Below are 22,959 nucleotides of genomic sequence, written 5' to 3' on the forward strand. Positions count from 1 at the left end.
GGATGGACTGGATCCTGATCTGCAAGGCATTGATCCTCGGCGTCGTCGAGGGGCTGACGGAATTCCTGCCGGTGTCGAGCACCGGTCACCTGATCGTCGCGGGCAGCTTCCTGAATTTCAACGATTCGCACGCGAAGACGTTCGACGTCGTGATCCAGTTCGGCGCGATCCTCGCGGTCTGCTGGGAATACCGGCAACGGATCGTGTCCGTCGTGTCCGGGCTGCCGAGCCGGCCCGACGCGCAACGCTTCACGCTGAACGTCGTGATCGCGACGATTCCCGCGATCGCGCTCGGCCTCCTGTTCGAGAAGAAGATCAAGGCCGTGCTGTTCTCGCCGGTGCCCGTCGCGTTCGCGCTCGTCGTCGGCGGTGCGATCATCCTGTGGGCCGAGGCGCGGCAGCGCGAACGCAGCGAGCCGCCGCGCGTGATGTCGGTCGATGCGCTGACGCCGCTCGACGCGCTCAAGGTCGGCATCGCGCAGTGCTTCGCGCTCGTGCCCGGCATGTCGCGTTCGGGCTCGACGATCATCGGCGGGATGCTGTTCGGTCTCGACCGGCGCGTGGCCACCGAATTCTCGTTCTTCCTCGCGATTCCGATCATCTTCGGCGCGACGCTCTATGAAACCGTCAAGGACTGGCAGGCGTTCACCGTCGATTCGCTCGGGCTGTTCGCGCTAGGGCTCGTCGCGGCGTTCGTCAGCGCGTTCGTGTGCGTGCGCTGGCTGCTGCGCTACGTCGCGACGCACGACTTCACGGTGTTCGCGTGGTACCGGATCGCGTTCGGGCTGTTCGTGCTGCTGGTGGGTTACAGCGGGTGGCTGAACTGGGCGTGATGCCGGGCAGACACGCCGGGTGGGCCCGGCGAGCATCGCGGGCATCATGAAAAACGGCTTGATCGGCATTTGCCGATCAGGCCGTTTTATTTGGCGGGGCCGCCGAGTAGGGCGCCGGCCGGGCTCAGCTTGCGCGCTTGCGGAACACCAGGTCCCACACGCCGTGGCCGAGCCGCAGCCCGCGTCGCTCGAACTTCGTCACCGGGCGGTAGTCGGGGCGCGGCGCGTAGTCGGCGGCCGTGTTTTCGAGCGTCGGTTCCGCGCCGAGCACTTCCAGCATCTGTTCCGCGTAGTTCTGCCAGTCGGTCGCGCAGTGAATGTACGCACCGGGTTTCAGGCGCGACGCGAGATGCGCGACGAGCGGCGGCTGGATCAGCCGGCGCTTGTGGTGGCGCGCCTTGTGCCACGGATCGGGGAAGAAGATGTGCACGCCGTCGAGGCTTTCCGGCGCGAGCATGTGCTCGAGCACCTCGACCGCGTCGTGCTGGATGATGCGGATGTTCGTCAGATCCTGCTCGCCGATCAGCTTCAGCAGCGCGCCGACACCCGGTTCGTGCACTTCGACGCCGAGGAAATCGTCGCCGGGGCGGTTCGCGGCGATTTCCGCGGTCGATGCGCCCATCCCGAAGCCGATCTCGAGGATGCGCGGCGCTCTGCGGCCGAAGATCGCATTCCAGTCGGGCATCTCCGGCGCATACGGGACGACGAAGCGCGGGCCGAATTCATCGAGCGCGCGGCGCTGGCCGGTCGACACGCGGCCGGCGCGCGTGACGAAGCTGCGGATGCGGCGGTGGTGCAGCGGGTTGACTTCGTCGGCGCCTTCGGCCGCTTCGTCGGGAATGGCGTCGTCGTGCGGCGGCAGGCCGGCTTCGTTCGGATCGTCGTGCATCATCGGTACAGAGAAAGGCGTTGTTGCGGGCGAGGGGCCCGTTGCGCGCAACAGTGCGCCGGGAACCGGCACATGGTACAAAAAAGCCGCCTTCGACGAGGCGGCTTTTGCGCAGGCTGCCGTGCAGCCGGAAAGTGGAGCGGGCGATGGGAATCGAACCCACGTCATCAGCTTGGGAAGCTGAGGTAATGGCCATTATACGACGCCCGCAGAACGGGTGATTGTACAGGGGTTTCGGGCGGGATGGCAAGCGGCGGATTCTGGCCGGTGGGGGTGAAACTGGCATGGCTCGGCGGCTGCGATATAACCGGGGAGCCGTCCCCGTGAGAGCGCGAGCCACCGTGGGCTTGCAACTAATGAGAAGATGGATAACGCATGAACATGACCGCATTAGCTCAGGCAAGGCTATGCGCGGCGAGCCCTCGCCGATGTCGGAAAACAAGCGGCGGAAGGACAGAATCAATGGTGCTGAATACTCTGACCATGACTCCTGAGCAGGAGTTGGATGCGCGCGCCAAAGCGTTTTATCTGCTCAAGAAATGGACAAGCGTTACGTTCCTGGATCATGCAGTTAGTCAGTTCAGGGATTTCCTTCACGCGTACGCCAAGCAATTGGACACGCCGAGCCCAAATCAGGTGGAGTTGGAGGCGGCGTATTCGCATGATTTCTTGGGGGCGCTAGTGCAAATGGATCTGGGCGTTGACGCATTACGCCGAGGTCTTGATAAACGAGCAGCATACGACGCGCTGGTTATGGGAAGTCAGCAAGGTGGCGACTTGTTGTTCGGACGGAGTGCACTTGAAATCGGTCGGAAACACGATCCGTTTTTCCATTCGCTGGGACTGAGGGACACCAACTTCAGGGACCCGATGTATGCCACCGGGTTCGTAGAGGGCGTGTGGATCGAGAGATTGATTTGCTACACGCTCGCGTGCACGGTCGGATCCGGTTTTACCGGGACGCTTGCATACGGGACACGTGCAGATGGAGGAGACCGTGTATTTGAGCATTGGACCTATGAATCAATGTTCCAAGATGCCCTCCTTCCTGCATGGCGATATTGGCCGCCCGGTCGCAGCTATCCCGCAGAACTTCCTCCCTGTCCGCCCAAGAACGAATCCGGAAGCGGCGAGATTTACAGTGATCAGGAGATCCCTGTCGAGGGTATCTGGGAGCCATGGTTTCCGGCTGGCGAGGTTGGATGTCCGAACTACTTCCTCAAGGGCAGTATTGCCCACAAGTACCTGTTGGAAGGTACCAACGACGAGCATGTGGTGCGCTGGCGGCTGCTGTGGGAAGACAAGCGTTATCGGGATGGCAGTATTCCGCCAGAGGAGGAAACCTACCTCCTGGCACGCCAGCCGATGTCGAAAATAGACGAGTCGGTGTCGGAAGCATACAAGCCCCGGTAACGCATCCGAACTAACGTGACGGATCACTTACCCGATCGTTAGCTTGGAGCCGACATGTCCGATTTCATCACCGTTCTGCGCAAAACCTGCCCGACGCCTGTCCTTGACGCGACCAAGTGGAAGCGCATTGGCGGCGATCCGCACACCGTGAACCTCAACGCGTACGTCTCGAAGGACGGCAGCAAGATCATGGGCACCTGGATCTGCACGCCGGGCAAGTTCGAGGTGAATTACGAAAAATGGGAGTACTGCCACTTCCTCGACGGTTACTGCATCATCACGCCGGAAGGCGAGGAGCCGGTGCACCTGAAAGCCGGCGACGTGTTCGTGATCGAACCCGGCATGAAAGGGACGTGGGAAGTGGTGGAGACGGTGCGCAAGTACTTCGTCTTCGCCTGAGCGGGCGGTCGATTCGATCCGATCCGCACCAGGCATACCGTCATCACCCCGCATCCTTCCGGTTCATGAAGCCACGAGGCACAAACGAGGATTCCGGTTCAACAAAAGTCGACCGGTTCGGAAGTAGCGCGCCGAGCGTGGTTACTAGCTCGGCGCGCTCCGCTATCCGCCTGCAACCCGTGACGTAACGTAAGTGACACGCGGTTGTTCGGTGACAACCGGATGACGTTCGCCGCCGGTCCTGCACGCTGTCACGCAAACCCCTAAGATGCAGCGATCCGCCGCTGCAGCGCACGAACCTTCCGCCTGCGCCGGACGCCCATCCGGAGTCGACCATGCGCATCACCGCGATCCACGAACGCGCGATTCCCGTGTCCCGCTATGCCGATTCGGCGATTCCGTCCGGTGGCCTGACGACGAGCGCTGTCGCGGTCGTCACCGACGTCGTGCGCGACGGCCGCCTGGTGACGGGCTACGGCTACGCGTCGATCGGCCGTTTCGCGCAGGGCGGCCTGATCCGCGAACGGTTCGCGCCGCGTTTGTTGGCCGCTGCCGACACGCTCGCCGACGAAGCCGGCACGAATCTCGACCCGTTCCGCGCATGGCACGCGATGATGGCCGGCGAGAAGCCAGGCGGACACGGCGAACGCTGCGTTGCGGTCGGCACGCTCGACATGGCGATCTGGGACGCCGCCGCGAAAATCGCCGACCAGCCGCTGCACCGCTTTCTCGCCGACCGCCTCCAACGCACGGCAGCCCCACGCGTGCGCGTGTACGCGGGCGGCGGCTACCGCTATCCGCATGACGATCTCGCGCGGCTGTCCGACGAGGTGCGTCGGATCGTCGATCTCGGCTACACACACGCGAAGATCAAGATCGGCGGCGCGAATCTCGATCAGGACCGGCGCCGTATCGAAGCCGCAGCCGCGCATCTTGCCGGTTCATCGCATCTCGCGGTCGACGCGATGAACACGTACGACGCGACGACCGCCTACCAGGCCGTCGACATGCTCGCGCCGTTCGGTCTCTGGTGGTTCGAGGACATCTGCGACCCGCTCGATCTGCCGCTCCAGGCCGACGTCGCTACGCGGTACGCATCGTCGATCGCGGCCGGCGAAGCGCTGTTCTCGCTCGCGGAGGCGAAGCTGCTCGACCGTTACGGCGGCCTGCGTGCCGACCGCGACGTGCTGGTGTTCGATCCCGTGCACAGCTACGGGCTGCCGGGCTATCTGCAGATCGTCGATCACTTCGTGTCGCGCGGCTGGCGGCGCGACGCGTTCTGGCCGCATGGCGGCCATCTGTTCTCGCTGCACGTCGTCGCGGCGCTGGGGCTCGGCGGCGCGGAAGTCAACCCGTTCGCATTCCATCCGTTCAGCGGACTCGCCGATGGCGAAATCGTCGATGCGGGATACGCGCGCGTGCCGCAGGCGCCGGGCATCGGGTTCGAACTGCATGCCCACGCGTACGACGCATTCCGCGCGGTCTCGGTGTCGGGCCGCTGACGCCTAAAACGCGCCGATCGCGAAACGCACCGCGAAGCCGCGCATCGTCACTGCGACGAAGCCATCGATCACGCGCGACCGGCATTGCCGGCCGCCCACTCCGGCCGCTGCCCGAGCGTGTCGAACAGCCGGACGATTTCGGCCTTCACCTTCTGCACCGCGTTGCTGACGAGCGCCGTGTCGTGCCAGCACAGCGACAGGTCGCGCGCGAACAGCCGGTGCGCGACCGTCGACAGCTTGAGCTTGCGCTCCTCGATCTCGACGTGCGCGGCCGTCCACGGCAGGATCGTCACGCCGAGCTGTGCCATCACGGCCGCGAACAGCAGCCCGGTCGAGCTCGCCTCGAAGCTGATCTCGTACGATAGCCCAGCCTCGCGCATCGCCCAGTCGACGCGGTTGCGGATCGTGTTCGGCGCGCTCGGCAGCACGAGCGGCATCCGCGCGATCGCGTCGAGCGGCACAGGGGCGTCCGGCACCGGGAAGCCGGGCCACGTGATCAGGTACAGCGTTTCCGTCAGCAGCCGGTGGATCGCGATGCCGCGCGTGTCGACCGCATCGACGACGATCGCGAGATCGAGCCGCGCGCGTTCGAGCAGCGTGTCGAGATCGGCGCTCGGCGCTTCGATCAGCTCCAGCATGATGCCCGGATAGCGGTCGCGCACCGCGCGGGCGAGCGGAATGGCCAGCACGCGCGCGGTGCTCGACGGCATGCCGACGGTCACGCGGCCTTGCGGCGTATCGGCGTCGCGGCGCAGCAGCTCGCGCGTGCCGTCGGCCTGGCGCAGCAGTTCGAGCGCATGCCGGTACAGCGTGCGGCCAGCGGCAGTCGGCGCGACGCCGCGCACGCTTCGTTCGAGCAGCTGCATCCCGAGATCCTGTTCGAGATTGCGCATCTGCTGGCTCACGGCCGGCTGCGCGACGTGCAGCGCCTCGCTCGCATGCGTGACGTTGCCGTATTCGACGACCTTCACGAAATAGCGCAACTGCCTCAAGTCCATCGCCGCCGTCTCCCGAGTCTCGCCCGATCCACGCCCGATTCGAGCCATAAGCCAATCCGATCGAGCAAGATGAATATCATATTTTTCGGCGATCGATGGTGTTTCTATACTCGTCTCACAAAAGAGCCCGACTGCCGGCCATCCCGGGCCGGACACGGCGAAAGAGCCGGCCCCGCCGGCAAGGAGACGAAGATGTTCAAGGCGATCGACGCGCCGGCGGCCGGCGCGAAGCCGCGGCGCACGCCGCTCACGCGCGAGCAGGTCAAGGGTTTCTGGGCCGTGTACGCGGGCTGGGTGCTCGACGGCGTGGATTCGGTGATCTACGCGCTCGTGCTGATTCCCGCGCTGACCGAACTGCTGCCGGCCTCCGGCATCGCGGCGACGCCCGCGAATCTGGGGATGTACGGCTCGATCCTGTTCGCGCTGTTCCTGATCGGCTGGGGGCTGTCGTTCGTCTGGGGGCCGCTCGCCGACCGCTTCGGCCGCGTACGCACGCTCGCGGCGAGCATCCTGATCTATTCGGTGTTCACCGGCGCGGCCGCGTTCGTGCACGACGTGTGGGCGCTGGCCGCGTGCCGTCTGATCGCTGGGATCGGCGTCGGCGGCGAATGGGCGCTCGCGGGCACCTACGTCGCCGAAAGCTGGCCGGAAGACCGCCGCAAGATGGGCGCCGGCTACCTGCAGACGGGCTACTACTTCGGCTTCTTCATCGCGGCCTGCCTGAACTACACGATCGGCGCGACCTACGGCTGGCGCGCGATGTTCCTGTGCGGGCTGGCTCCCGCGCTGCTCGCGGTGTTTACGGTGATGCGCGTGAAGGAGCCGGGGCAGTGGCGCCGGCACGACGCGCGCGACGGCGACGTGGCCGACGCGCGGCGCGCGCATCCGCTGCGCGAGATCTTCGCGCCGGCGTTCCTGCGCCGCACGCTGACGAGCGCAAGCCTCGTCGGCGTCGCGATCGTCGGGCTGTGGGCCGGCTCCGTCTACGAGGCGAGCGCGGTCACTACGCTCGCGACACGCGCGGGCATCGATCACGTCGGCGCGCTGCGGCTTGCGTCGATCGGTGCGGCGATCCTGTCGTGCGCGACGATTGCCGGCTGTCTGGTGGCGCCGTGGCTGTCGGAGCGGCTCGGCCGGCGTACCGCGCTCGGCGTGTATTTCGCGGGGATGGCCGGCTCGATCGTGTTCGCGTTCGGCTGGGCGTTCTACCAGCCGAACGGACTCGCCGCGTTCATGGTGTCGCTCGCGTTCCTCGGTTTCTTCGGCGGCAACTTCGCGATCTTCTCGCTGTGGCTGCCCGAGCAGTATCCGACGCGCGTGCGGGCCACCGCGTTCGCGTTCAATGCGTCGATCGGCCGCTTCATCGGCGCGGGCGTGAACTTCCTGCTCGGCGCCGCGATTCACGGTTATGGATCGCTCGGCGTGCCGGTCGCATGGACCGCGGCCGTGTTCGGGCTCGGCATCCTGATCCTGCCGTTCGCGGTCGAAACGCGGCATCAGACGCTGCCCGACTGAGCGGCACGCCGCGGTCGTTCGCCAACACGCCACACCCAGTCATCCATATCAGGAGTCCGTAATGCAGGCATTAACGGGAATCAAGGTCGTCGATCTGAGTCGCGCGCTGTCGGGGCCGTTCTGCTCGATGGTGCTCGCCGATCTCGGCGCCGACGTGATCAAGGTCGAGTCGGGGCCGCATGGCGACATGAGTCGCGCCTGGGGGCCGTTCGATCGCGGCGTGAGCACGTACTACCTGTCCTGCAACCGCAACAAGCGCGGCATCTGCGTGGATTTCCGGCAGCCGGCCGGCCTCGACGTCGTGCGGCGACTGATCGCGCAGGCCGACGTCGTGATCGAGAATTTCAAGGCCGGCACGATGGACGCGATGGGGCTCGGTTATGCCGCGCTGAGCGCGCGCGACCCGCGGCTCGTGATGGGCAGCGTCACCGCGTTCGGCCCGCGCGGCCCGCTGCGCGACTGGCCGGGCTTCGACCAGATCGCGCAGGGCTATGCGGGGCTGATGAGCCTCACCGGTTTCCCCGACGGCGAGCCGACCCGCACGGGCACCGCGATCGGCGATCTCAGCTCGGGGATGTGGGTCGCGACCGGCGTGATGGCCGCGTTGTTCGAGCGCGAGCGCACCGGGCGCGGCCAGCATGTCGGCACGTCGCTGCTCGAAAGCCTCGTGGCGCTGCTGAGCGTGCACGGGCAACGCTACCTGAGCCTCGGCGACGTGCCGCGCCGCACCGGCAATGCGCATGCGGTGATCGCGCCGTACGGCGTGTTCGAGACGGCCGACGGCCCGCTGAACCTCGCGCCGATTACGACCGACATGTGGTTGCGGCTGTGCCGGTTGCTGGATCTGCCCGACCTGCCGGCCGATCCGCGCTTCGCGACCAACGATGCGCGCGTCGCCCATCGCGATGAACTGAAGGTGCTGCTCGAAAGCCGGCTGCGCACGCGCGGCAAGCGCGAATGGACGCAACGGTTCGTCGAGGCCGGACTGCCGGCGGGGCCGATTCATACGCTCGACGAAGTATTCGACGATCCGCAGCTCGCGCATTGCGGGCTGGTCGAGCCGGTCGCGCACCCGACGCTCGGCACGCTGCGTCAGGTCGTCACGCCGCTCGGCGGGATGAGCGACGGCCTGCCGGCGCCGCGCACGCGCCATGCGCCGCCGCTGCTCGGCGAGCATACGGTTGACGTGCTGCGCGAAGCCGGCTACGGCGACGACGCGATCGACGCACTGCTGGCCGGGAGCGCGATCTTCCAGGCGGATGCGGTGGCGGAGGCCGTGCAATGACCGACATGACGAAACAGAACGGGGCGTCGACCGTAACGGTCGACCTCATCGGCGAGCGGATCGCGCGCGTGCGGTTCGCGAATCCGGCGCGGCGGCATGCGCTCGACGCGCCGCTGCTCGATGCCCTCGTCGCGCATCTCGATGCGTTGGCCGGACATCGTCCGCCGCCCGTCGTGATCCTGTCGAACGACGGCAGCGGCGACGTGTGGAGCGCGGGGCACGACCTGCGCGAACTGGCCGACGACCGCGATCCGCTCGCATACGGCAAGCCGCTCGAACGCGCGCTGCGGCGCGTGCGGACCTATCCGGGCGCGGTGATCGCGGCGGTGTCCGGATCGGCGTGGGGCGGGGCGGTCGATCTCGTGATGAGCTGCGATCTCGTCGTGGCGGCGCGCGACGCGCGTTTCGCGATGACGCCCGCGAACATCGGCCTGCCGTATTCGACGAGTGGCCTGCTGCGCTTCTACGGCAACCTGCCGATCCACGTGCTGAAGGAGATGTTCTTCTGCGCGCAGCCGCTCGATGCGGAGCGCGCCGCGCATCACGGGCTCGTGAACCGGCTGGCCGACGCGGGCAGGGTCGACGACGCGGCGCTCGACGTCGCGCGCACGATCGCCGCGAAGGCGCCGCTCGCGGTGCACGCGGTGAAAGAGCAGTTGCGTGTGCTGCAGGACGCGCGGCCGTTGCCGGCCGACGCATTCGAACGGATCGCCGAGTTGCGGCGGCAGGCGTGCGAAGGCGCGGATTTCGACGAAGGGCTGCGCGCGTTCGCGGAGCGGCGCGCGCCGGTGTTTCGCGGGATTTAGGCGGGCAGGCGAGGTTTCGATGCGGCGATGGCGGCGCGCGTTATTCGCCGCCGTGCGCGTATACGCCAACGAACAGCAGCGCGCCGATCGCGATCGGCAGCCGCGCGTGAACGTACGTATCGATCACGCGCGGTATCGGCATGATCACAATCGCGCGTGCGGCCCGGTCGCACCGCCGCTACGCGCGCACCACCGTCACGCCTGCCGCCTCGATCGGCTCCGTCAGCGCGGCGTCGGTTTCCTTTTCGACGACGATCGTCTGCGCCAGCGCGATATCGCCGATCACGAACTGCGACGCCGCGCGCAGTTTCGACTGCGACGCGAGCACGACCGTCTCGGCCGCGCGTTCGGACAGCGCGCGCTTGATCGCCGCTTCCTCGAAATCGCCGGTGCTCAGCCCCGCGACCGGATGCACGCCCGTGACCCCCATGAAGTACAGGTCCGCGTGAATGCGCGCGATCCCTTCCATCGCCGCCGCGCCGACCGCGACGATCGAGTGCTTGTAGAGCCGTCCGCCGATCAGGATCACGTCGATCGACGGATGCGCGGCCAGCGCAACCGCGACGCTTGGACTGTGCGTGACGATCGTCGCGCGCAGGTCGGCCGGCAACTGGCCGACGAGCAGCGCGGAGGTCGTGCCGCCGTCGACGATCGCGACTTGCCCCGGCGCGATCATCTGCGCGGCCCGCCGCGCGATGCGCCGCTTCTCCGTGGTTTCGAGCGCCTCGCGCTGCGCGAACGGCGCGACGGCCGGCGATGCCGGCAGCGCGCCGCCATGCACGCGCTGCAGCAGCCCTTCGGCCGCGAGTTCGCGCAGGTCGCGGCGCACCGTGTCTTCGGACACGCCGAATTGCACGCTCAGCTCGGCGGCCAGCACCTGGCCGTCGCGCGCGAGTGCATCGAGGATCGCTTTCTTGCGTTGTGTCGTCAGCATCGCCTTTGCACGAAAATTCTTGAAATTGCACGAATCTGCACGTTACCATGGGCGCCGTCCTTTGTCGAACCGGAGGCTGCAATGGCTGCAACGCGGGAGCGGGTCCGCATCGTCGAGTCGACGGTGCTGTCCGATGACTGGTATGTGCTGCGCAAGGTGACGTTCGATTTCCTGCGCCGCGACGGAACGTGGCAGCGCCTGAGCCGCGAGACCTACGATCGCGGCAACGGCGCGACGATCCTGCTGCGTCATGCCGAGACGGGCGACGTGCTGCTGACGCGGCAGTTCCGGATGCCGGCGTTCGTGAGCGGGCACGACGGCATGCTGCTCGAAGCCGCCGCCGGGCTGCTTGACGACGAAACGCCCGAAGCGCGCATCCGCGCGGAGGCCGAGGAGGAGACCGGCTATCGCGTGCGCGGTGTGCGCAAGGTGTTCGAGGCGTTCATGAGCCCGGGTTCCGTGACGGAGAAGCTGCATTTCTTCGTCGGCGAATACGATGCGTCGCTGCGCACCGGCGCGGGCGGCGGCGTCGCGGAAGAAGGCGAGGATCTCGAGATCGTCGAGATGCCGCTGCAGGCGGCGCTGGATGCGGTCGAGCGCGGCGAGATCGTCGATGCGAAGACGATCATGCTGCTCCAGTACGTCGCGCTGCGGGAAACCGCCGGCGCGCGCGCCGCATGACGCCGCGGCTCGTGCTGGTCGCCGGCCCCTATCGCAGCGGGACGGACGGCGACCCCGCGCGCATTGCCGCGAACCTGCACCAGTTGGAAGCGGCGGCGCTCGCCGTGTATCGCCGCGGGCACGTGCCGATGATCGGCGAATGGGTGTCGTTGCCGCTCGCGGCCGCGGCCGGGTCGACGCAGGTCGGCGACGCGATCTGCGAGACCTTCCTGTATCCGGCCGCGCACCGGCTGCTGCGGCGTTGCGATGCGGTGCTGCGCATCGACGGCGCATCGCGCGGGGCCGATGCGGACGTGGCGCTTGCGCGGCAACTCGGCAAGCCGGTCTATTTCGCGGTCGACGAGATGCCGGTCGTGCAGGACGATTCGACTGACTGAGCAAGCGCGGGCGCCGGGTTGCGGCATCGCCGGTGGGACGCGTGCGGACTGTCGGCATTCGCATTGCCGGTAGCCGTACACACGCAGCGTCGCGCAGTGGCGTTGCCGATGCGGCGCGACGCGCTAACCGGCGTATGATCGCGACGCCACTCGCGCAACGTTCGACGCCACCGCTTTTCCATCATGTCGCTTTCCGATCCCGCCGATTCCGCCGATCCTGACGATTCCGCCGCCGCGCCGCTTCCCGCCGGTCTCGTCGCGTCCGCCGTCGACGTACTCGCGCGCGCCGACGCCTTGCTCGTCACGGCCGGCGCGGGCATCGGCGTCGATTCCGGCCTGCCCGATTTTCGTGGCACGGACGGCTTCTGGCGCGCGTATCCGGCGCTGCGCCACGAGCGTTTCGAATTCCACGAGATCGCGTCGCCGCACGCGTTTCGTGCGCGTGCGCCGCTCGCATGGGGGTTCTACGGGCACCGTCTTGCGCTCTACCGCGCGACGGCGCCGCACGCGGGCTTCGCGATCCTGCGCCGCTGGATCGACGCGATGCCGAACGGCGGCTTCGTGCTGACGAGCAACGTCGACGGCCAGTTCCAGAAGGCCGGCTTCGATCCGGCGCGCATCGTCGAGATCCACGGCTCGATTCATGCGATGCAATGCCTGCGCCCGTGCACGGACGAGACCTGGGACGCGACGCCGTTCGTGCCGGAGGTCGACGAAACGACGTGCCGCCTGGTGGGCGACATGCCGTGCTGCCCGCATTGCGGCGGGCTCGCGCGGCCGAACATCCTGATGTTCGGCGACACCGGCTGGCTCGGTGCGCGCTACGACGCGCAGGAGCGCGCGCTGGAAGACTGGATCGCGCGGGCCGGGCGCGTTGCCGTGGTCGAGATCGGCGCGGGCACCGCGATTCCGACCGTGCGCCTGTTGAGCGAACGGTTCGGTACCGACGTGATTCGCATCAACGCGCGCGAAGCGCATGCGCGCCGGGCGGACGTGATCGGGCTGAAGGGCGGTGCGCTGGCGACGCTGAACGCGCTCGAGCGCGCGTGGCACGGCGGCTGAGCCCCGTGCCTCGCGCCGATCGGCCGAGGCCGCGCGATTACGGCTGCGCGACGAGCGCCTGCACGAGCGCCGGCGCGACCGGCGAACCGAGGCCCGTCACGTAGTCGTAGCTGCCCGCCGCGTTGCAGATGCTCCCGCAATTGCCGTTGGACCCGATCGTCACGTCGTGGAAGTCGCTGCCGTAGGCGGTTTTGCCGACCGTATAGAGCGTGTCGTAGGTGCCGCTCAACGATTTCTTGCCGGCCGCCGTGCGCAGCGAATTGGCGATCGCGACGAGCGCCGACCATTGCGGCGCACCCGCGCTCGTGCCGCCGACCTGGAACCAGCCGGCCTGCCCTTGATAGGTGACCGAGTCGTACACCGCGAAACCGCTGGACGGATTCGCGTCGTAAGTGACGTCGGGCACGCCGCGCTTGCCGGCCACCGGAATCGGCCAGGCGCTCTGGCCGGCCGTCTCGGCCTCGACGCTGCTCACGCCGCCGCCGCTGCCGCTCCACGCCGCCTCGCCGATGTAGTTGCCGGCCGTATCGGACGACAGCGTCGTGCCGCCCACGGACACCACATAAGGCGACGCGGCCGGGTATTCGGTGCCGGTGCCGCTGTCGCCGGACGACGCGACGAACGTCACGCCCGGGACGTTGAAATGGCTGTCGAAGCCTGTCTCGCTGCTGAATTCGTTGCCGCCGAAACTCATCGATACGACCGACGCGCCGTGCTTGACCGCGACGTCGACCGCGGCCATCAGGTCGCTGAAGCTGGCCGATGCGGCCTCGACGAGCACGATCTTCGCCTTCGGCGCGATCGCATGCACCCATTCGACGTCGAGCGAGATCTCGAGCGACCAGCCGGAATCGGGCTTGGGCCGTGCACCGTGGGCGTACACCTTGGTGAAACAGCCGTTCGACGACGTGCAGGCCGGCAGCGAGAACGCATTGCTGAACACGCCGAGATCGGACTCGATCTTCGGGTCGTCGTACGCGTCGACGATCGCGACGACCATCCCGTCGCCCTGGTTCGCGATCGCATCGAACCCGTATGCATGTCGGGCGAGCGCCGGCGTGAGGCCGGCGATCGTGGCCGTGCTCGCACGCGGCTTCGTATGGAACGGCGGGCGCGCGAATCCTTTCGGCGCGCGATGACCTTCGACGTAGGACGGCGGCCCGTTGCTGTCGGCGAGCGCAACGCCCGACGCGAGCAGCCACGCGCACAGCGCCGGAATCAACATGGATGACGGGCGGATATTGTTCATTTTTCGAGTCTCCATGTCGATCGAGTGGAGTAGCGAAACAATTCTACGAAATCGACGACGATAACTACATCGAATATCGGCCGAATAAGGGAATGTCTGATAAGGGAAAGTACGCGGAACCCGTTATGGAGTGGCGTTGTGCAGGGTTAACCTGCGCCGGATGGAACTGCTTTATCGATTTTGAAAAGGCTGATAAATAATCGACCGATTAAAAATGGATTCGTAATGTCCGATGTAATTGTTCGGTAAATATCCACTGCGGCGCGCGTGTGGAAATCGTGAAGGGCGGCATGCGGTTGCGGCACGATCCGCCGCCTGCCGGCCCGTCGGCATTGCCGGCGCGGCGCGATTGCGCATACAGTTCGGCGTAGGCCGCGTGCGCCGCGCGGCGCCGTCAGTGAGGGGTGCCCTTGTTCTATTCGATCGTCGCGATCTTCGTCGGCGCCGGGCTCGGCGCGTTGCTGCGCTGGTTCCTGAGCCTCGCGCTCAACGCGTTCTTTCCCGCGGTGCCGCTCGGCACGCTCGCGTCGAACCTGATCGGCGGCTATGTGATCGGCGTGGCCGCCGTCGTGTTTGCCGTTCGCGTCGGGTTGCCGCCCGAATGGCGGCTGTTCGTGATCACGGGCTTTCTCGGCGGCCTCACGACGTTCTCGACCTATTCGGTCGAAGTGATGACGCACGCGCTCGAGGGCGAATTCGGATGGGCATTGGCGGTGGCTGCCCTACACTTGACTGGATCGTTCGCGCTGACGGCGCTCGGCATGTGGACCGCGCGCGCGTGGCTCGCGGCGGCCTGAGCGGGCCGCCATCGGAGGGTGCGATGGACAGGGTCTTTTTGCGCTTCTACGTGCACGAGCAGCACCGGCTGCACTGGAAGCCGTTGTGGGAGTGGCTGCTGGAAGAGGCGAACCGGATGGGCGTCGCCGGCGGTTCCGCGTTTCGCGCGATGGCCGGTTTCGGGCAGCATCGCGTGCTGCACGAGGATCGCTTTTTCGAACTGCAGGGCTCGCTCGCGATCGAGGTCGAATTCGTCGTCACCGAGGACGAAGCACAGCGGCTGCTCGAGCGGCTGTCGCACGAGAAAGTGCGCGTGTGCTACGCGATGATGCCCGCACAGTTTGGCGTGATCGACACGCTCGGTGCACCGCCGGCGCAGGAGCCGGCGGTGTAGGCGTCGCGCCGGATCAGATGCCGAACATCGTCAGCGACACGGCGGCGCGCGTGACGATCATCAGCAGCACCTGCACGATCACGAACAGCAGGATCGGCGACAGGTCGATGCCGCCGAGGTTCGGGATCACGCGGCGCAGCGGGTTCAGGAATGGCGCGGTGAGCTGGTAGAGGATCGGCATCGCCGGCGAGCGCGGGTTGAGCCACGACAGCAGCGCCATCAGGATCGTCATCCAGATCACGAGATTGAGCGCCCACTTCACGACCGTGAGCAGCGCGACCACGACGAGCGTCGCGATCACGGCGGCCGGATCGAAGCCGGCCATCACGACCATCAGCACCACGTAGACGAGCGCGGTGAGCAGCGCGGCGACGACGCTGGCCCAGTCGATGCCGCGTACGCCCGCGATCACGCGGCGCAGCGGCAGCACGAGCCAGTTGGTCGCCTGCAGCACGGCTTGCGTGACGGGGTTGTACGGCGGCACGCGGACGGCCTGCATCCAGACGCGCAGGATCAGCGCGGCGCCGAATAGCGTGAAGACGGTATTGAGCAGAAAACGGGCGATCTCGCCGAACATCGTTGGCATCCTTTTTATACAGTCAGTAGCGTGCGGCCGCCAACGCCGGTTGGCGGCGCATCGGCCGACACCTTATCACGCCTCGTCTCGCGACGGGGAGGGGTGCGCGGCCACGCGCGCGAGCGACGTTTCGACGGCTTCGGCCAGCGCCGGCAGCGAGGCCGGCGGCGTCGCGCGCTTCGCCGCGAGCGCGACCGCGCGGCGCGTCAGCAGCGCGTACAGCGCCGCATGATCGCCGCCGCGCGCCTCGAGCAGCGCGAGCTGGCGCTCGACGATGCCCGTGTCGCCGCGCGACACCGGCCCGGACAGCGCATTCGCGAGCCCCTTGTCGCGGGCGGTCTCGATCGTGCCGGCGAGCATCGGCAGCAGCGCGCGCAGCGCGGCTTGCTCGTCGAAACCGAGGCCGCGCCACAGCTCGACCGCTTCCGACAGCCCGCACAGCGCGAAGCTTGCCGCGTAGTGGGCGGCCGCGTGATACAGCATCCGGCCGCCGGCCGGAATCGTCAGCGGATGGCAGCCGAGTGCGGCGGCAAGTCGCAGCAGCGTCGCGTGCAGCGCACCGTCCGCTTCGATCGTGACCGAGCAGCCGTCGATGCGCGCGAGATCGGCATCGGTGCCGCCGAACAGATAAAGAGGATGGAAGCCGCCGGTGGCCACGCCTTGCTGCTTCGCGGGATCGAGCAGCGTGACCGCCGATGCGCCGCTGCAATGAACGACCGCCTGGCGGGCGGCGCGCGATGCGTCGAAGCGCAGCGCCGCGGCGGTCGACGCGAGATGATCGTCGGGCGTCGTCACGAAGATCAGGTCGGCGACGTCGACCACCTGCTGCGGGGTATCGACCGGCCGGCAGCCGTCGATGCGCGCGGCGAGGCCGGCGGCCGATGCGGGCGTGCGGCTCGCGATCGCGACGACGGGAAAGCCGGCCTGCGCGAAACGCTGCGCGACGCAGCGCGCGAGGCGGCCGGCGCCGATGAAGCCGAGGCGGGGTGTGTCGGGAAGCGGCATGGCGGCGGATGTAAGCGAAAACGAAGCAGCCGCCAGTATCGCAGGAATGGCGGCGGTGTCGCGGAAGGCAGCTTGCGAGGCGGTCGCGCGTATGAATTACCGATGCGCGGTGCGATCGATGCGTAAACTGGCGTCCGGCATCGCGACGGAATCAGGATCATGGAATCCGACCCCGAAATTCCGTACGCCTGCATCCTGCTTGAAACGTCGGCATGTTGTCTCGAATTTGTAATCGTTCATTACGCACGCGTGCCTGCTGCGCGCGCGGGAGCCGGTAAGAGTGACCGGTCATCGGGTCGCGTCCCGACTCGTCGGATGGAAGTGCGCGACCCGCAAGGCTCGCAGCCCGTGCCGGGGCCCGCGCCGGAAGGCGGCTCTGCCCGCGTGCAATTGCAATTTGCAACAAATGCACGATACGCGCGGGGCGGGTTTTCGCTACATTGCTTGCATGCGACGTGCATGCCCGCCGTTGCCGATCGGAGCGCCTAAAATACCGCTCCAGCAGGAGAATCGAAGTGAAAAAGCTCATTCCGTTCATCGCCGCCGCCGCGCTGGGCCTGGGTGCCGCAAGCGCCGCGCAGGCTCACGTGTCGATCGGGGTCGGCATCGGTATCCCGGTCGCACCCGCGTATCCCGTCTATGCACCGCCGCCGCCCGTGTATTACGCGCCGCCGCCCCCGCCCGTGTACTACGCACCGGCGCCGGCCTACTATGCGCCGCCGCCCGCCGTGGTCGTCGGCGGCTATGGTGGCTACTACGGTCGCCCGTACTGGCGCCATGGTTACGGCGGCTGGGGCCATCACGGCTACTGGCGTCGCTGATTCGTCCCGCGCGGCCTGACCGCGCGCGGCAAAACGGCGCAACGTCCCGCGAGGGGCGCTGCGCCGTTTTTCATTGGGGCCGCCATTCCGTGCGCGGCTCGGCGGGGCGGCGCGATTACACCGCGTGCACGATCAGGTCGCGGTAGCCGCCGACGATCACGCTGTACGAGAAATACGCGAACAGCAGCGCCGACGCGACATGGCACGCACGCATCAGCCCGGCGCCCGCGCGCTTGCGGCCCTGGCTCGCGAGCGTGCACATGAAGAGCGTCCACGCGAGACCGCCGAGGAAAAAGCCCGACAGGAACACCGACGCGGTGGCCGGGGTGGTCGCACCGGCTTTCGCGATCAGCGCGCCGCCGACCGCCGCGAACCACAGGATCGCGCTCGGCGACGACATCGCGAGCAGCATCCCGCGCACGAAACTGCGCCGCGCGCTCGCCCGCGGCGGCGGTGCATCGTCCGCGTCGTCGTCGGCCGCCTTGACGGGCGCCAGCGCTTCGCGCGCCATCTTCCACGTGAGGAACAGCAGCACCGCGCCGCCGCCGATCCACACGATCCAGCGCACGGGTTCGAACTGCAGCAGCACGGCCATCCCGGCGAGCGCGAGCGCCGCGTAGACGAGATCGCCGACGCACGAGCCGACGCCGAGCCAGAAGCCCGGCCGGAAGCCGTGCGACAGCGTCAGCGACAGCATCGCGACGTTCACGAGGCCGATGTCGAGACACAACGACAGCGACAGAAAGAATCCGTCGGACAGCATGGAGGCGGGCGGAAAACTCATCTTCTGGGTACTTGCGGCGATTGCGATGCGTGGGCCGGCGGGCGCCGGCCGCGTGGCGTCAGAGGCCGATCTCCTGCCAGAGCCGGTCGACGCGCGCCTTCACGGCCGCGTCCATCTCGATCGGGCGGCCCCATTCGCGATTCGTTTCGCCCGGCCACTTGTTGGTCGCGTCGAGCCCCATCTTCGAGCCGAGTCCGGCCACCGGCGACGCGAAGTCGAGATAGTCGATCGGCGTGCTGTCGACCATCACCGTGTCGCGCACGGGGTCGACGCGCGTCGTGATCGCCCAGATCACTTCCTTCCAGTCGCGGATGTTCACGTCCTCGTCGACGACCACGATGAACTTCGTATACATGAACTGCCGCAGGAAGCTCCACACGCCGAACATCACGCGCTTGGCGTGGCCCGCGTAGCTCTTCTTCATCTGGACGATGGCCATCCGGTAACTGCAGCCTTCGGGCGGCAGATAGAAGTCGGTGATTTCCGTGAACTGCTTCTGCAGCAGCGGCACGAACACCTCGTTGAGCGCGACGCCGAGCACCGCAGGCTCGTCGGGCGGCTTGCCCGTATAGGTCGAATGGTAGATCGCGTCGCGGCGCATCGTGATGCGCTCGACGGTGAACACCGGAAACCACTCCTGCTCGTTGTAATAGCCGGTATGGTCGCCGTACGGCCCTTCGAGCGCGTGTTCGTACGCGGCCGCCGCGTTGCCGGCCGGTCGCGGCGGCGCGCCGGCCGGCGCGGGGGCAGGGGCGCCTTCCTGCGGATGAATGAAGCCTTCGAGCACGATTTCCGCGCGCGCGGGCACCTGCAGCGTGTCGACGCCGGGCGTCAGGCACTTCGCGAGTTCCGTGCGGCTGCCGCGCAGCAGGCCGGCAAACTGATACTCGGACAGCGAATCGGGCACGGGCGTCACCGCGCCGAGCGTCGTGGCCGGATCGGCGCCGAGCACGACCGCGACCGGATACGGCTTGCCCGGGTTCTGCAGCGCGAACTCGCGGAAGTCGAGCGCGCCGCCGCGATGCGCGAGCCAGCGCATGATCAGCTTGTTGCGGCCGATCAGCTGCTGACGGTAGATACCGAGGTTCTGGCGCGACTTGTTCGGCCCGCGCGTGACCGTCAGGCCCCACGTGACGAGCGGCCCCGCATCGCCGGGCCAGCAGGTCTGGATCGGCAGCTTGTTGAGGTCGACGTCGGCGCCTTCCCAGACGATTTCCTGGCACGGCGGCGACGACACCGACTTCGGCGCCATGTCCCATACCGCCTTCGCGAGCGACAGCAGCTTGCCGGCGTCCTTCAGGCTCTTCGGCGGATCGGGTTCCTTCAGCGCGGACAGCAGGCGCCCGAGATCGCGCAGCGAACCGAGCGCGGCATCGTCGCCCGCATCGACGCCCATCCCGAGCGCGACGCGGCGCGGCGTGCCGAACAGGTTGCCGAGCACCGGGAACGCATGGCCGGGCGGCGCGTTGAACAGCAGCGCCGGGCCGCCGGCGCGCAGCACGCGGTCGCACAGCTCGGTCATTTCGAGCACGGGCGACACCGGCTGCGTGACGCGCCGCAGTTCGCCGAGCGCCTCGAGGCGCTGAATGAAATCGCGTAAGTCTTTGTATTTCATGAAAAAAGGTCCGGGCCACCCGCAGGGACGGGCAGCGATGGGCGGGTGCAACGGCCGGCTGCGACCCCGAATCGACCGACGATTTTACCCGGCCGGCCGTCGGGTCGCCCGGCGCGGAAAAAAGTCGACCGCGCGCAAACCCCCTACGGCACGGGGATTGCGTTCTGAAGAGTGGTTTTAAATTACTTTTTGTTATGATTTTGAGATTTTATAGTGTTGACGATCTATAAAACCCTGCTAGAATCCGCTCACATTGGTTGCAGGGTAAAAGGCTTCGAGCCGCCAATCACCGATCTTTGACGCAGCGCGTCACCGTCCGCCGAATCCTGCACGGCGTCTTCGACGGCCTTTGTCGTAGTCCCAGCCAGCGCTACCAGACGCTGGTTTTTTGCGTGGGTGCCACCGCGTATGCCTGCCTCGCCCAGTGTGCGAAGGCGCCGGCCTTCTTACACCGTGGCCTCGAACGGTACTTATACCGTTTCCCCCGATGCTTGCGCGTCCCAACCAAGGCGTGCGGCGTCGTGATTCCGCGGCGCGTTTTCTGTCTCGCCATCGAGCTGAGCGAGCCGCACGAGTCATGTTCATGGGAGATGATCTGAATGAACGCTTGGTTATCGTGGCGTCCCACTGAGCAGCATGCGCAAATCGTGCGCAACTTGCTGCGTCGCGGGACGCGTGTCAGTCACCATCTATTCAGCGTTGTCGGCTGTTTCGCTGTCGCGGTTGCGCTTGCACTGTGGCTGCTGCCAACCGTCCGCGGCACGCTCGCCGCGAAGCTGATGCCGGTCGTATCCGCGGCCGTGCAGGCCGGTCCGGCCCGTCTGCTGTCCGGCCATCCGCTGCCGAACTTCGCGCCTGCCGGCGCGCAGCCGCAGCAGGAAGAGAGTCCCGAAACGGATGCGCTTGCGGTCGGCCTCGATGTCGCACCGGAAACCGCCGCTCAGGGCGCCCAGAGCGATGCGTCCGATCCGGCCCGTAACGGCCCGTCGCCCGTCGCGCTTGCGAAACTGATTCCGATTCAGCGTGTGGCGGCCGATGCCCGCGACGATCGCGCGCTCGCGTCGAACCGCGAACAGGCGCTCGTCGCCACCTATCTGTCGCGCCGTTACCGCGTCGCCCAGGAGCCGCTCGGCCAGCTCGTCAAGGCGGCGTTCCAGACCGGTCGTGACGTCGGCCTCGATCCGCTGCTGCTGCTGTCGGTGATGGCGATCGAATCGGGCTTCAACCCGTACGCCGAAAGCGGCGTCGGCGCGAAGGGGCTAATGCAGGTCATGTCGAAGGTTCATTCCGACAAGTTCGAATATTTCGGCGGCACCGACACCGCGCTGCAGCCGCTCGCGAACCTGCAGGTCGGCGCACTGGTGCTGAAGGACTGTATCGCGCGCGGCGGTTCGCTCGCGAACGGCCTGCGCCTGTACAACGGCTCGACGAACCCCGACGACAACGGCTACGGCTCGAAGGTGATGGCCGAGCGCGGCCGCCTGCGCGACGTCGCGCGTGGCCGCAGCGTGCCGATCAATGCGCCGCAGGCGCCCGCGCAACCCGCGAAGCCGATCGTCACCGCCGCTGCCGTGACGGCCGCGGCAGGCGGCGCGAAGCGCGTGCATGCGACGCTCGACGGCACGACGTCGGTCAAGGCGGCGCCGAAGGAAGCCGCGTCGCAGGACGACGCGGGCGTCGATACCGCGAAGCAGTCGCACGGCGATCATTCGGAGCTCGGCGCGTAACGCGTAACGGTCGCGTTCCGGCGGCCCCGGCCGGCACGACATGCAAAAGGCACCCGAATCGGGTGCTTTTTTCTTTTTGCGATGCGTGAAGCGGTGGTGCGCTCCGGGCGCGGCGTCAGTGCCGGCCGAACAGCGCCGCGAGCCGGTCCACAGCCTCTTCGAGTCGCGAGTAGGCCGTCGCATAAGACAGGCGGATATAGTCGCGCGGCGCATGGACACCGAAGTCCATGCCCGGCACCAGCACCACGCCTGCGTCGTGCAGCATTGCCTGCGTGAGCGCGGCGCTGTCGCCGGCCGCCGGGTGGGCGACGCCGCCGCAATGCGCATACACGTAGAACGCGCCGTCCGGCATCACCGGCACCGTGAAGCCGAGCCGTTCGAGCGCCGGTGCGATGAAATCGCGGCGGCGCTTGAATTCGAGCCGGCGTGTTTCGTAGATGTCGAGCGTCGCGGGTTCGAAGCAGGCGAGCGCCGCATGTTGCGCGAGGGCGGACGGGCAGATGAACAGGTTCTGCGAGAGCTTCTCGAACGTGCCGACGAGCGCGGGCGGCACGACGAGCCAGCCGAGCCGCCAGCCCGTCATGCTGAAGTACTTCGAGAAGCTGTTCACGGTGATGACGTCGTCGCCGAACGACAGCGCCGACACGGGCGCGGCGTCGTAGCTGAGCCCCTGGTAGATCTCGTCGACGATCGTGAAGCCGCCGCGTGCGCGCACCGCTTCAATGATCCGCTTCAGTTCGTCCGGTTCGAGCGACGTGCCGGTCGGGTTCGACGGCGACGCGAGCAGCACGCCGCGCGTGCGCGCGTTCCAGTGCGTGCGGACGTCGTTTTCGGTGAGCTGAAAGCGCGCGTCCGGGCCGCTCGGCACGAGCACCGGCCGACCCTCTGCCGCCGCGACGAAGTGCCGGTTGCACGGATACGACGGGTCGGGCATCAGCACTTCGTCGTCGCGGCCGACCAGCGCGAGGCACACGAGCAGCAGCGCGGCCGATGCGCCGGCCGTCACGACGATCCGCTCCGGGGCGATCGTGAGGCCGTACGCGCGCGCATAGTGCGCGGCGATCGCCTCGCGCAGCGGCGCGATGCCGAGTGCGCTCGTGTACTGTGTGACGCCGCGGCGCAGCGCGGCCGCGGCGGCCTCGACAACCGGCTCCGGCGCGGTGAAATCCGGCTCGCCGATGCCCATGTGGATAACATCGCGCCCCAAGGACTCGAGCCGCTGTGCCTCCTTCATCAGTTCCATCACGTGGAAGGGCTGGATCGCATCGACGCGTGCGGCGAGCGTGACGAGCGAATCGGCGGTGGTATTCATCGGC

General features: G+C 67.4%; 23 protein-coding genes and 1 tRNA gene. 14 read left to right on the top strand and 10 right to left on the bottom strand.

The features are described 5' to 3' along the window. Positions 1–2: 2 nt before the first annotated feature. Positions 3–833: an undecaprenyl-diphosphate phosphatase gene (locus CFB46_RS08400; protein ID WP_011544783.1), complete on the top strand. Its 831-nt coding sequence runs from the start codon at positions 3–5 to the stop codon at positions 831–833. 124 nt (positions 834–957) lie between these two features. Here the strand turns inward: CFB46_RS08400 and trmB are convergent, their stop codons facing one another. Further along, positions 958–1,725: a tRNA (guanosine(46)-N7)-methyltransferase TrmB gene (gene trmB, locus CFB46_RS08405; RefSeq protein ID WP_089499753.1), complete on the bottom strand. Its 768-nt coding sequence runs from the start codon at positions 1,723–1,725 to the stop codon at positions 958–960. Positions 1,726–1,857: 132 nt separating this feature from the next. Continuing rightward, positions 1,858–1,932: transfer RNA gene (locus CFB46_RS08410), tRNA-Gly, on the bottom strand. Positions 1,933–2,184: 252 nt separating this feature from the next. Between CFB46_RS08410 and CFB46_RS08415 the strand changes: the two genes are divergently transcribed. From CFB46_RS08415 to CFB46_RS08425, 3 genes are all read left to right on the top strand, one after another. After that, positions 2,185–3,135: an Imm72 family immunity protein gene (locus tag CFB46_RS08415; protein ID WP_227789548.1), complete on the top strand. Its 951-nt coding sequence runs from the start codon at positions 2,185–2,187 to the stop codon at positions 3,133–3,135. A 54-nt stretch (positions 3,136–3,189) separates the two neighbouring features. Next, positions 3,190–3,534, top strand: a complete 345-nt coding sequence (locus tag CFB46_RS08420) for a cupin domain-containing protein (protein WP_027783759.1) — start codon at positions 3,190–3,192, stop codon at positions 3,532–3,534. A gap of 335 nt (positions 3,535–3,869) precedes the next feature. Further along, complete coding sequence (locus CFB46_RS08425; RefSeq protein ID WP_089499754.1) at positions 3,870–5,036, top strand: mandelate racemase/muconate lactonizing enzyme family protein; 1,167 nt, start codon at positions 3,870–3,872, stop codon at positions 5,034–5,036. 68 nt (positions 5,037–5,104) lie between these two features. Here the strand turns inward: CFB46_RS08425 and CFB46_RS08430 are convergent, their stop codons facing one another. Then, positions 5,105–6,034: a LysR substrate-binding domain-containing protein gene (locus CFB46_RS08430; protein WP_027783762.1), complete on the bottom strand. Its 930-nt coding sequence runs from the start codon at positions 6,032–6,034 to the stop codon at positions 5,105–5,107. A gap of 192 nt (positions 6,035–6,226) precedes the next feature. Between CFB46_RS08430 and CFB46_RS08435 the strand changes: the two genes are divergently transcribed. The 3 genes from CFB46_RS08435 (at position 6,227) to scpB (ending at position 9,640) form a co-directional block, all read left to right on the top strand. Beyond that, entirely contained in the window at positions 6,227–7,549 is a 1,323-nt protein-coding gene (locus CFB46_RS08435) for an MFS transporter (protein ID WP_089499755.1), read from the top strand. A gap of 61 nt (positions 7,550–7,610) precedes the next feature. Next, a complete protein-coding gene (locus CFB46_RS08440; RefSeq protein WP_027783764.1) occupies positions 7,611–8,834 on the top strand; it encodes a CaiB/BaiF CoA transferase family protein in 1,224 nt (407 codons plus the stop codon). Continuing rightward, positions 8,831–9,640: a methylmalonyl-CoA decarboxylase gene (gene scpB, locus CFB46_RS08445; RefSeq protein WP_027783765.1), complete on the top strand. Its 810-nt coding sequence runs from the start codon at positions 8,831–8,833 to the stop codon at positions 9,638–9,640. Before CFB46_RS08440 ends, scpB begins: the two co-directional genes overlap by 4 nt. A 178-nt stretch (positions 9,641–9,818) precedes the next feature. On the opposite strand, the gene CFB46_RS08450 is transcribed toward scpB, so the two are convergent. Next, positions 9,819–10,574, bottom strand: a complete 756-nt coding sequence (locus CFB46_RS08450) for a DeoR/GlpR family DNA-binding transcription regulator (protein WP_027783766.1) — start codon at positions 10,572–10,574, stop codon at positions 9,819–9,821. Positions 10,575–10,655: 81 nt separating this feature from the next. On the opposite strand from CFB46_RS08450, the gene CFB46_RS08455 reads away from it, so the two are divergent. The 3 genes from CFB46_RS08455 to CFB46_RS08465 all read left to right on the top strand — a co-directional run bounded on the left by CFB46_RS08455 (position 10,656) and on the right by CFB46_RS08465 (position 12,694). Then, positions 10,656–11,255, top strand: a complete 600-nt coding sequence (locus tag CFB46_RS08455; RefSeq protein WP_089499756.1) for an NUDIX domain-containing protein — start codon at positions 10,656–10,658, stop codon at positions 11,253–11,255. After that, complete coding sequence (locus tag CFB46_RS08460) at positions 11,252–11,632, top strand: hypothetical protein (protein WP_027783768.1); 381 nt, start codon at positions 11,252–11,254, stop codon at positions 11,630–11,632. The genes CFB46_RS08455 and CFB46_RS08460 overlap by 4 nt, the downstream gene beginning before the upstream one ends. A 183-nt stretch (positions 11,633–11,815) precedes the next feature. Then, entirely contained in the window at positions 11,816–12,694 is an 879-nt protein-coding gene (locus CFB46_RS08465) for an SIR2 family NAD-dependent protein deacylase (RefSeq protein WP_027783769.1), read from the top strand. A 37-nt stretch (positions 12,695–12,731) separates the two neighbouring features. Here the strand turns inward: CFB46_RS08465 and CFB46_RS08470 are convergent, their stop codons facing one another. After that, positions 12,732–13,943: a S53 family peptidase gene (locus tag CFB46_RS08470; RefSeq protein ID WP_089499757.1), complete on the bottom strand. Its 1,212-nt coding sequence runs from the start codon at positions 13,941–13,943 to the stop codon at positions 12,732–12,734. A gap of 410 nt (positions 13,944–14,353) precedes the next feature. Between CFB46_RS08470 and crcB the strand changes: the two genes are divergently transcribed. Both crcB and CFB46_RS08480 read left to right on the top strand, forming a co-directional pair. Beyond that, positions 14,354–14,740, top strand: a complete 387-nt coding sequence (gene crcB / locus CFB46_RS08475) for a fluoride efflux transporter CrcB (RefSeq protein ID WP_027783771.1) — start codon at positions 14,354–14,356, stop codon at positions 14,738–14,740. 23 nt (positions 14,741–14,763) lie between these two features. Continuing rightward, positions 14,764–15,114: a DUF190 domain-containing protein gene (locus CFB46_RS08480; RefSeq protein ID WP_027783772.1), complete on the top strand. Its 351-nt coding sequence runs from the start codon at positions 14,764–14,766 to the stop codon at positions 15,112–15,114. Between the two features lie 13 nt (positions 15,115–15,127). On the opposite strand, the gene CFB46_RS08485 is transcribed toward CFB46_RS08480, so the two are convergent. Both CFB46_RS08485 and CFB46_RS08490 read right to left on the bottom strand, forming a co-directional pair. Beyond that, the gene (locus CFB46_RS08485; protein ID WP_006488584.1) at positions 15,128–15,691 is read right to left on the bottom strand and encodes a YggT family protein; all 564 of its coding nucleotides are present in this window, start codon (positions 15,689–15,691) and stop codon (positions 15,128–15,130) included. Positions 15,692–15,766: 75 nt separating this feature from the next. Then, positions 15,767–16,696 (bottom strand): Rossmann-like and DUF2520 domain-containing protein, encoded by a 930-nt coding sequence (locus CFB46_RS08490; RefSeq protein ID WP_089499758.1) that lies wholly within the window; start codon positions 16,694–16,696, stop codon positions 15,767–15,769. 515 nt (positions 16,697–17,211) lie between these two features. On the opposite strand from CFB46_RS08490, the gene CFB46_RS08500 reads away from it, so the two are divergent. After that, positions 17,212–17,517, top strand: a complete 306-nt coding sequence (locus CFB46_RS08500; protein ID WP_027783774.1) for a hypothetical protein — start codon at positions 17,212–17,214, stop codon at positions 17,515–17,517. 115 nt (positions 17,518–17,632) lie between these two features. Here the strand turns inward: CFB46_RS08500 and CFB46_RS08505 are convergent, their stop codons facing one another. Together CFB46_RS08505 and CFB46_RS08510 are read right to left on the bottom strand one after the other, a co-directional pair. Then, positions 17,633–18,301 (bottom strand): LysE family translocator, encoded by a 669-nt coding sequence (locus CFB46_RS08505; protein ID WP_089499759.1) that lies wholly within the window; start codon positions 18,299–18,301, stop codon positions 17,633–17,635. Positions 18,302–18,359: 58 nt separating this feature from the next. Then, positions 18,360–19,916, bottom strand: coding sequence for a UbiD family decarboxylase (locus CFB46_RS08510; RefSeq protein WP_089499760.1), 1,557 nt, complete (start codon positions 19,914–19,916; stop codon positions 18,360–18,362). A gap of 599 nt (positions 19,917–20,515) precedes the next feature. On the opposite strand from CFB46_RS08510, the gene CFB46_RS08520 reads away from it, so the two are divergent. Further along, positions 20,516–21,643: a lytic transglycosylase domain-containing protein gene (locus CFB46_RS08520; protein ID WP_027783778.1), complete on the top strand. Its 1,128-nt coding sequence runs from the start codon at positions 20,516–20,518 to the stop codon at positions 21,641–21,643. 115 nt (positions 21,644–21,758) lie between these two features. Here CFB46_RS08520 and CFB46_RS08525 read toward each other — a convergent pair whose 3' ends face one another. Beyond that, positions 21,759–22,955, bottom strand: coding sequence for a pyridoxal phosphate-dependent aminotransferase (locus tag CFB46_RS08525; RefSeq protein WP_027783779.1), 1,197 nt, complete (start codon positions 22,953–22,955; stop codon positions 21,759–21,761). Between the last annotated feature and the right edge of the window lie 4 nt (positions 22,956–22,959).

Source organism: Burkholderia sp. HI2761 (genome assembly GCF_002223355.1).
In the GTDB taxonomy this organism is placed as follows: domain Bacteria; phylum Pseudomonadota; class Gammaproteobacteria; order Burkholderiales; family Burkholderiaceae; genus Burkholderia.

Excerpts from the sequence above, each read along its gene's own strand:
- CFB46_RS08430 (WP_027783762.1), bottom strand. The coding sequence starts at position 6,034 with ATGGACTTGAGGCAGTTGCGCTATTTCGTGAAGGTCGTCGAATACGGC.
- CFB46_RS08505 (WP_089499759.1), bottom strand. The coding sequence starts at position 18,301 with ATGAGTTTTCCGCCCGCCTCCATGCTGTCCGACGGATTCTTTCTGTCG.
- CFB46_RS08520 (WP_027783778.1), top strand. The coding sequence starts at position 20,516 with ATGAACGCTTGGTTATCGTGGCGTCCCACTGAGCAGCATGCGCAAATC.
- CFB46_RS08455 (WP_089499756.1), top strand. The coding sequence starts at position 10,656 with ATGGCTGCAACGCGGGAGCGGGTCCGCATCGTCGAGTCGACGGTGCTG.
- CFB46_RS08525 (WP_027783779.1), bottom strand. The coding sequence starts at position 22,955 with ATGAATACCACCGCCGATTCGCTCGTCACGCTCGCCGCACGCGTCGAT.
- CFB46_RS08440 (WP_027783764.1), top strand. The coding sequence starts at position 7,611 with ATGCAGGCATTAACGGGAATCAAGGTCGTCGATCTGAGTCGCGCGCTG.
- CFB46_RS08420 (WP_027783759.1), top strand. The coding sequence starts at position 3,190 with ATGTCCGATTTCATCACCGTTCTGCGCAAAACCTGCCCGACGCCTGTC.
- CFB46_RS08415 (WP_227789548.1), top strand. The coding sequence starts at position 2,185 with ATGGTGCTGAATACTCTGACCATGACTCCTGAGCAGGAGTTGGATGCG.
- CFB46_RS08465 (WP_027783769.1), top strand. The coding sequence starts at position 11,816 with ATGTCGCTTTCCGATCCCGCCGATTCCGCCGATCCTGACGATTCCGCC.
- CFB46_RS08510 (WP_089499760.1), bottom strand. The coding sequence starts at position 19,916 with ATGAAATACAAAGACTTACGCGATTTCATTCAGCGCCTCGAGGCGCTC.
- trmB (WP_089499753.1), bottom strand. The coding sequence starts at position 1,725 with ATGATGCACGACGATCCGAACGAAGCCGGCCTGCCGCCGCACGACGAC.
- CFB46_RS08400 (WP_011544783.1), top strand. The coding sequence starts at position 3 with ATGGACTGGATCCTGATCTGCAAGGCATTGATCCTCGGCGTCGTCGAG.
- CFB46_RS08480 (WP_027783772.1), top strand. The coding sequence starts at position 14,764 with ATGGACAGGGTCTTTTTGCGCTTCTACGTGCACGAGCAGCACCGGCTG.
- CFB46_RS08470 (WP_089499757.1), bottom strand. The coding sequence starts at position 13,943 with ATGAACAATATCCGCCCGTCATCCATGTTGATTCCGGCGCTGTGCGCG.
- CFB46_RS08485 (WP_006488584.1), bottom strand. The coding sequence starts at position 15,691 with ATGTTCGGCGAGATCGCCCGTTTTCTGCTCAATACCGTCTTCACGCTA.
- CFB46_RS08490 (WP_089499758.1), bottom strand. The coding sequence starts at position 16,696 with ATGCCGCTTCCCGACACACCCCGCCTCGGCTTCATCGGCGCCGGCCGC.
- CFB46_RS08435 (WP_089499755.1), top strand. The coding sequence starts at position 6,227 with ATGTTCAAGGCGATCGACGCGCCGGCGGCCGGCGCGAAGCCGCGGCGC.
- CFB46_RS08425 (WP_089499754.1), top strand. The coding sequence starts at position 3,870 with ATGCGCATCACCGCGATCCACGAACGCGCGATTCCCGTGTCCCGCTAT.
- CFB46_RS08450 (WP_027783766.1), bottom strand. The coding sequence starts at position 10,574 with ATGCTGACGACACAACGCAAGAAAGCGATCCTCGATGCACTCGCGCGC.
- CFB46_RS08460 (WP_027783768.1), top strand. The coding sequence starts at position 11,252 with ATGACGCCGCGGCTCGTGCTGGTCGCCGGCCCCTATCGCAGCGGGACG.
- scpB (WP_027783765.1), top strand. The coding sequence starts at position 8,831 with ATGACCGACATGACGAAACAGAACGGGGCGTCGACCGTAACGGTCGAC.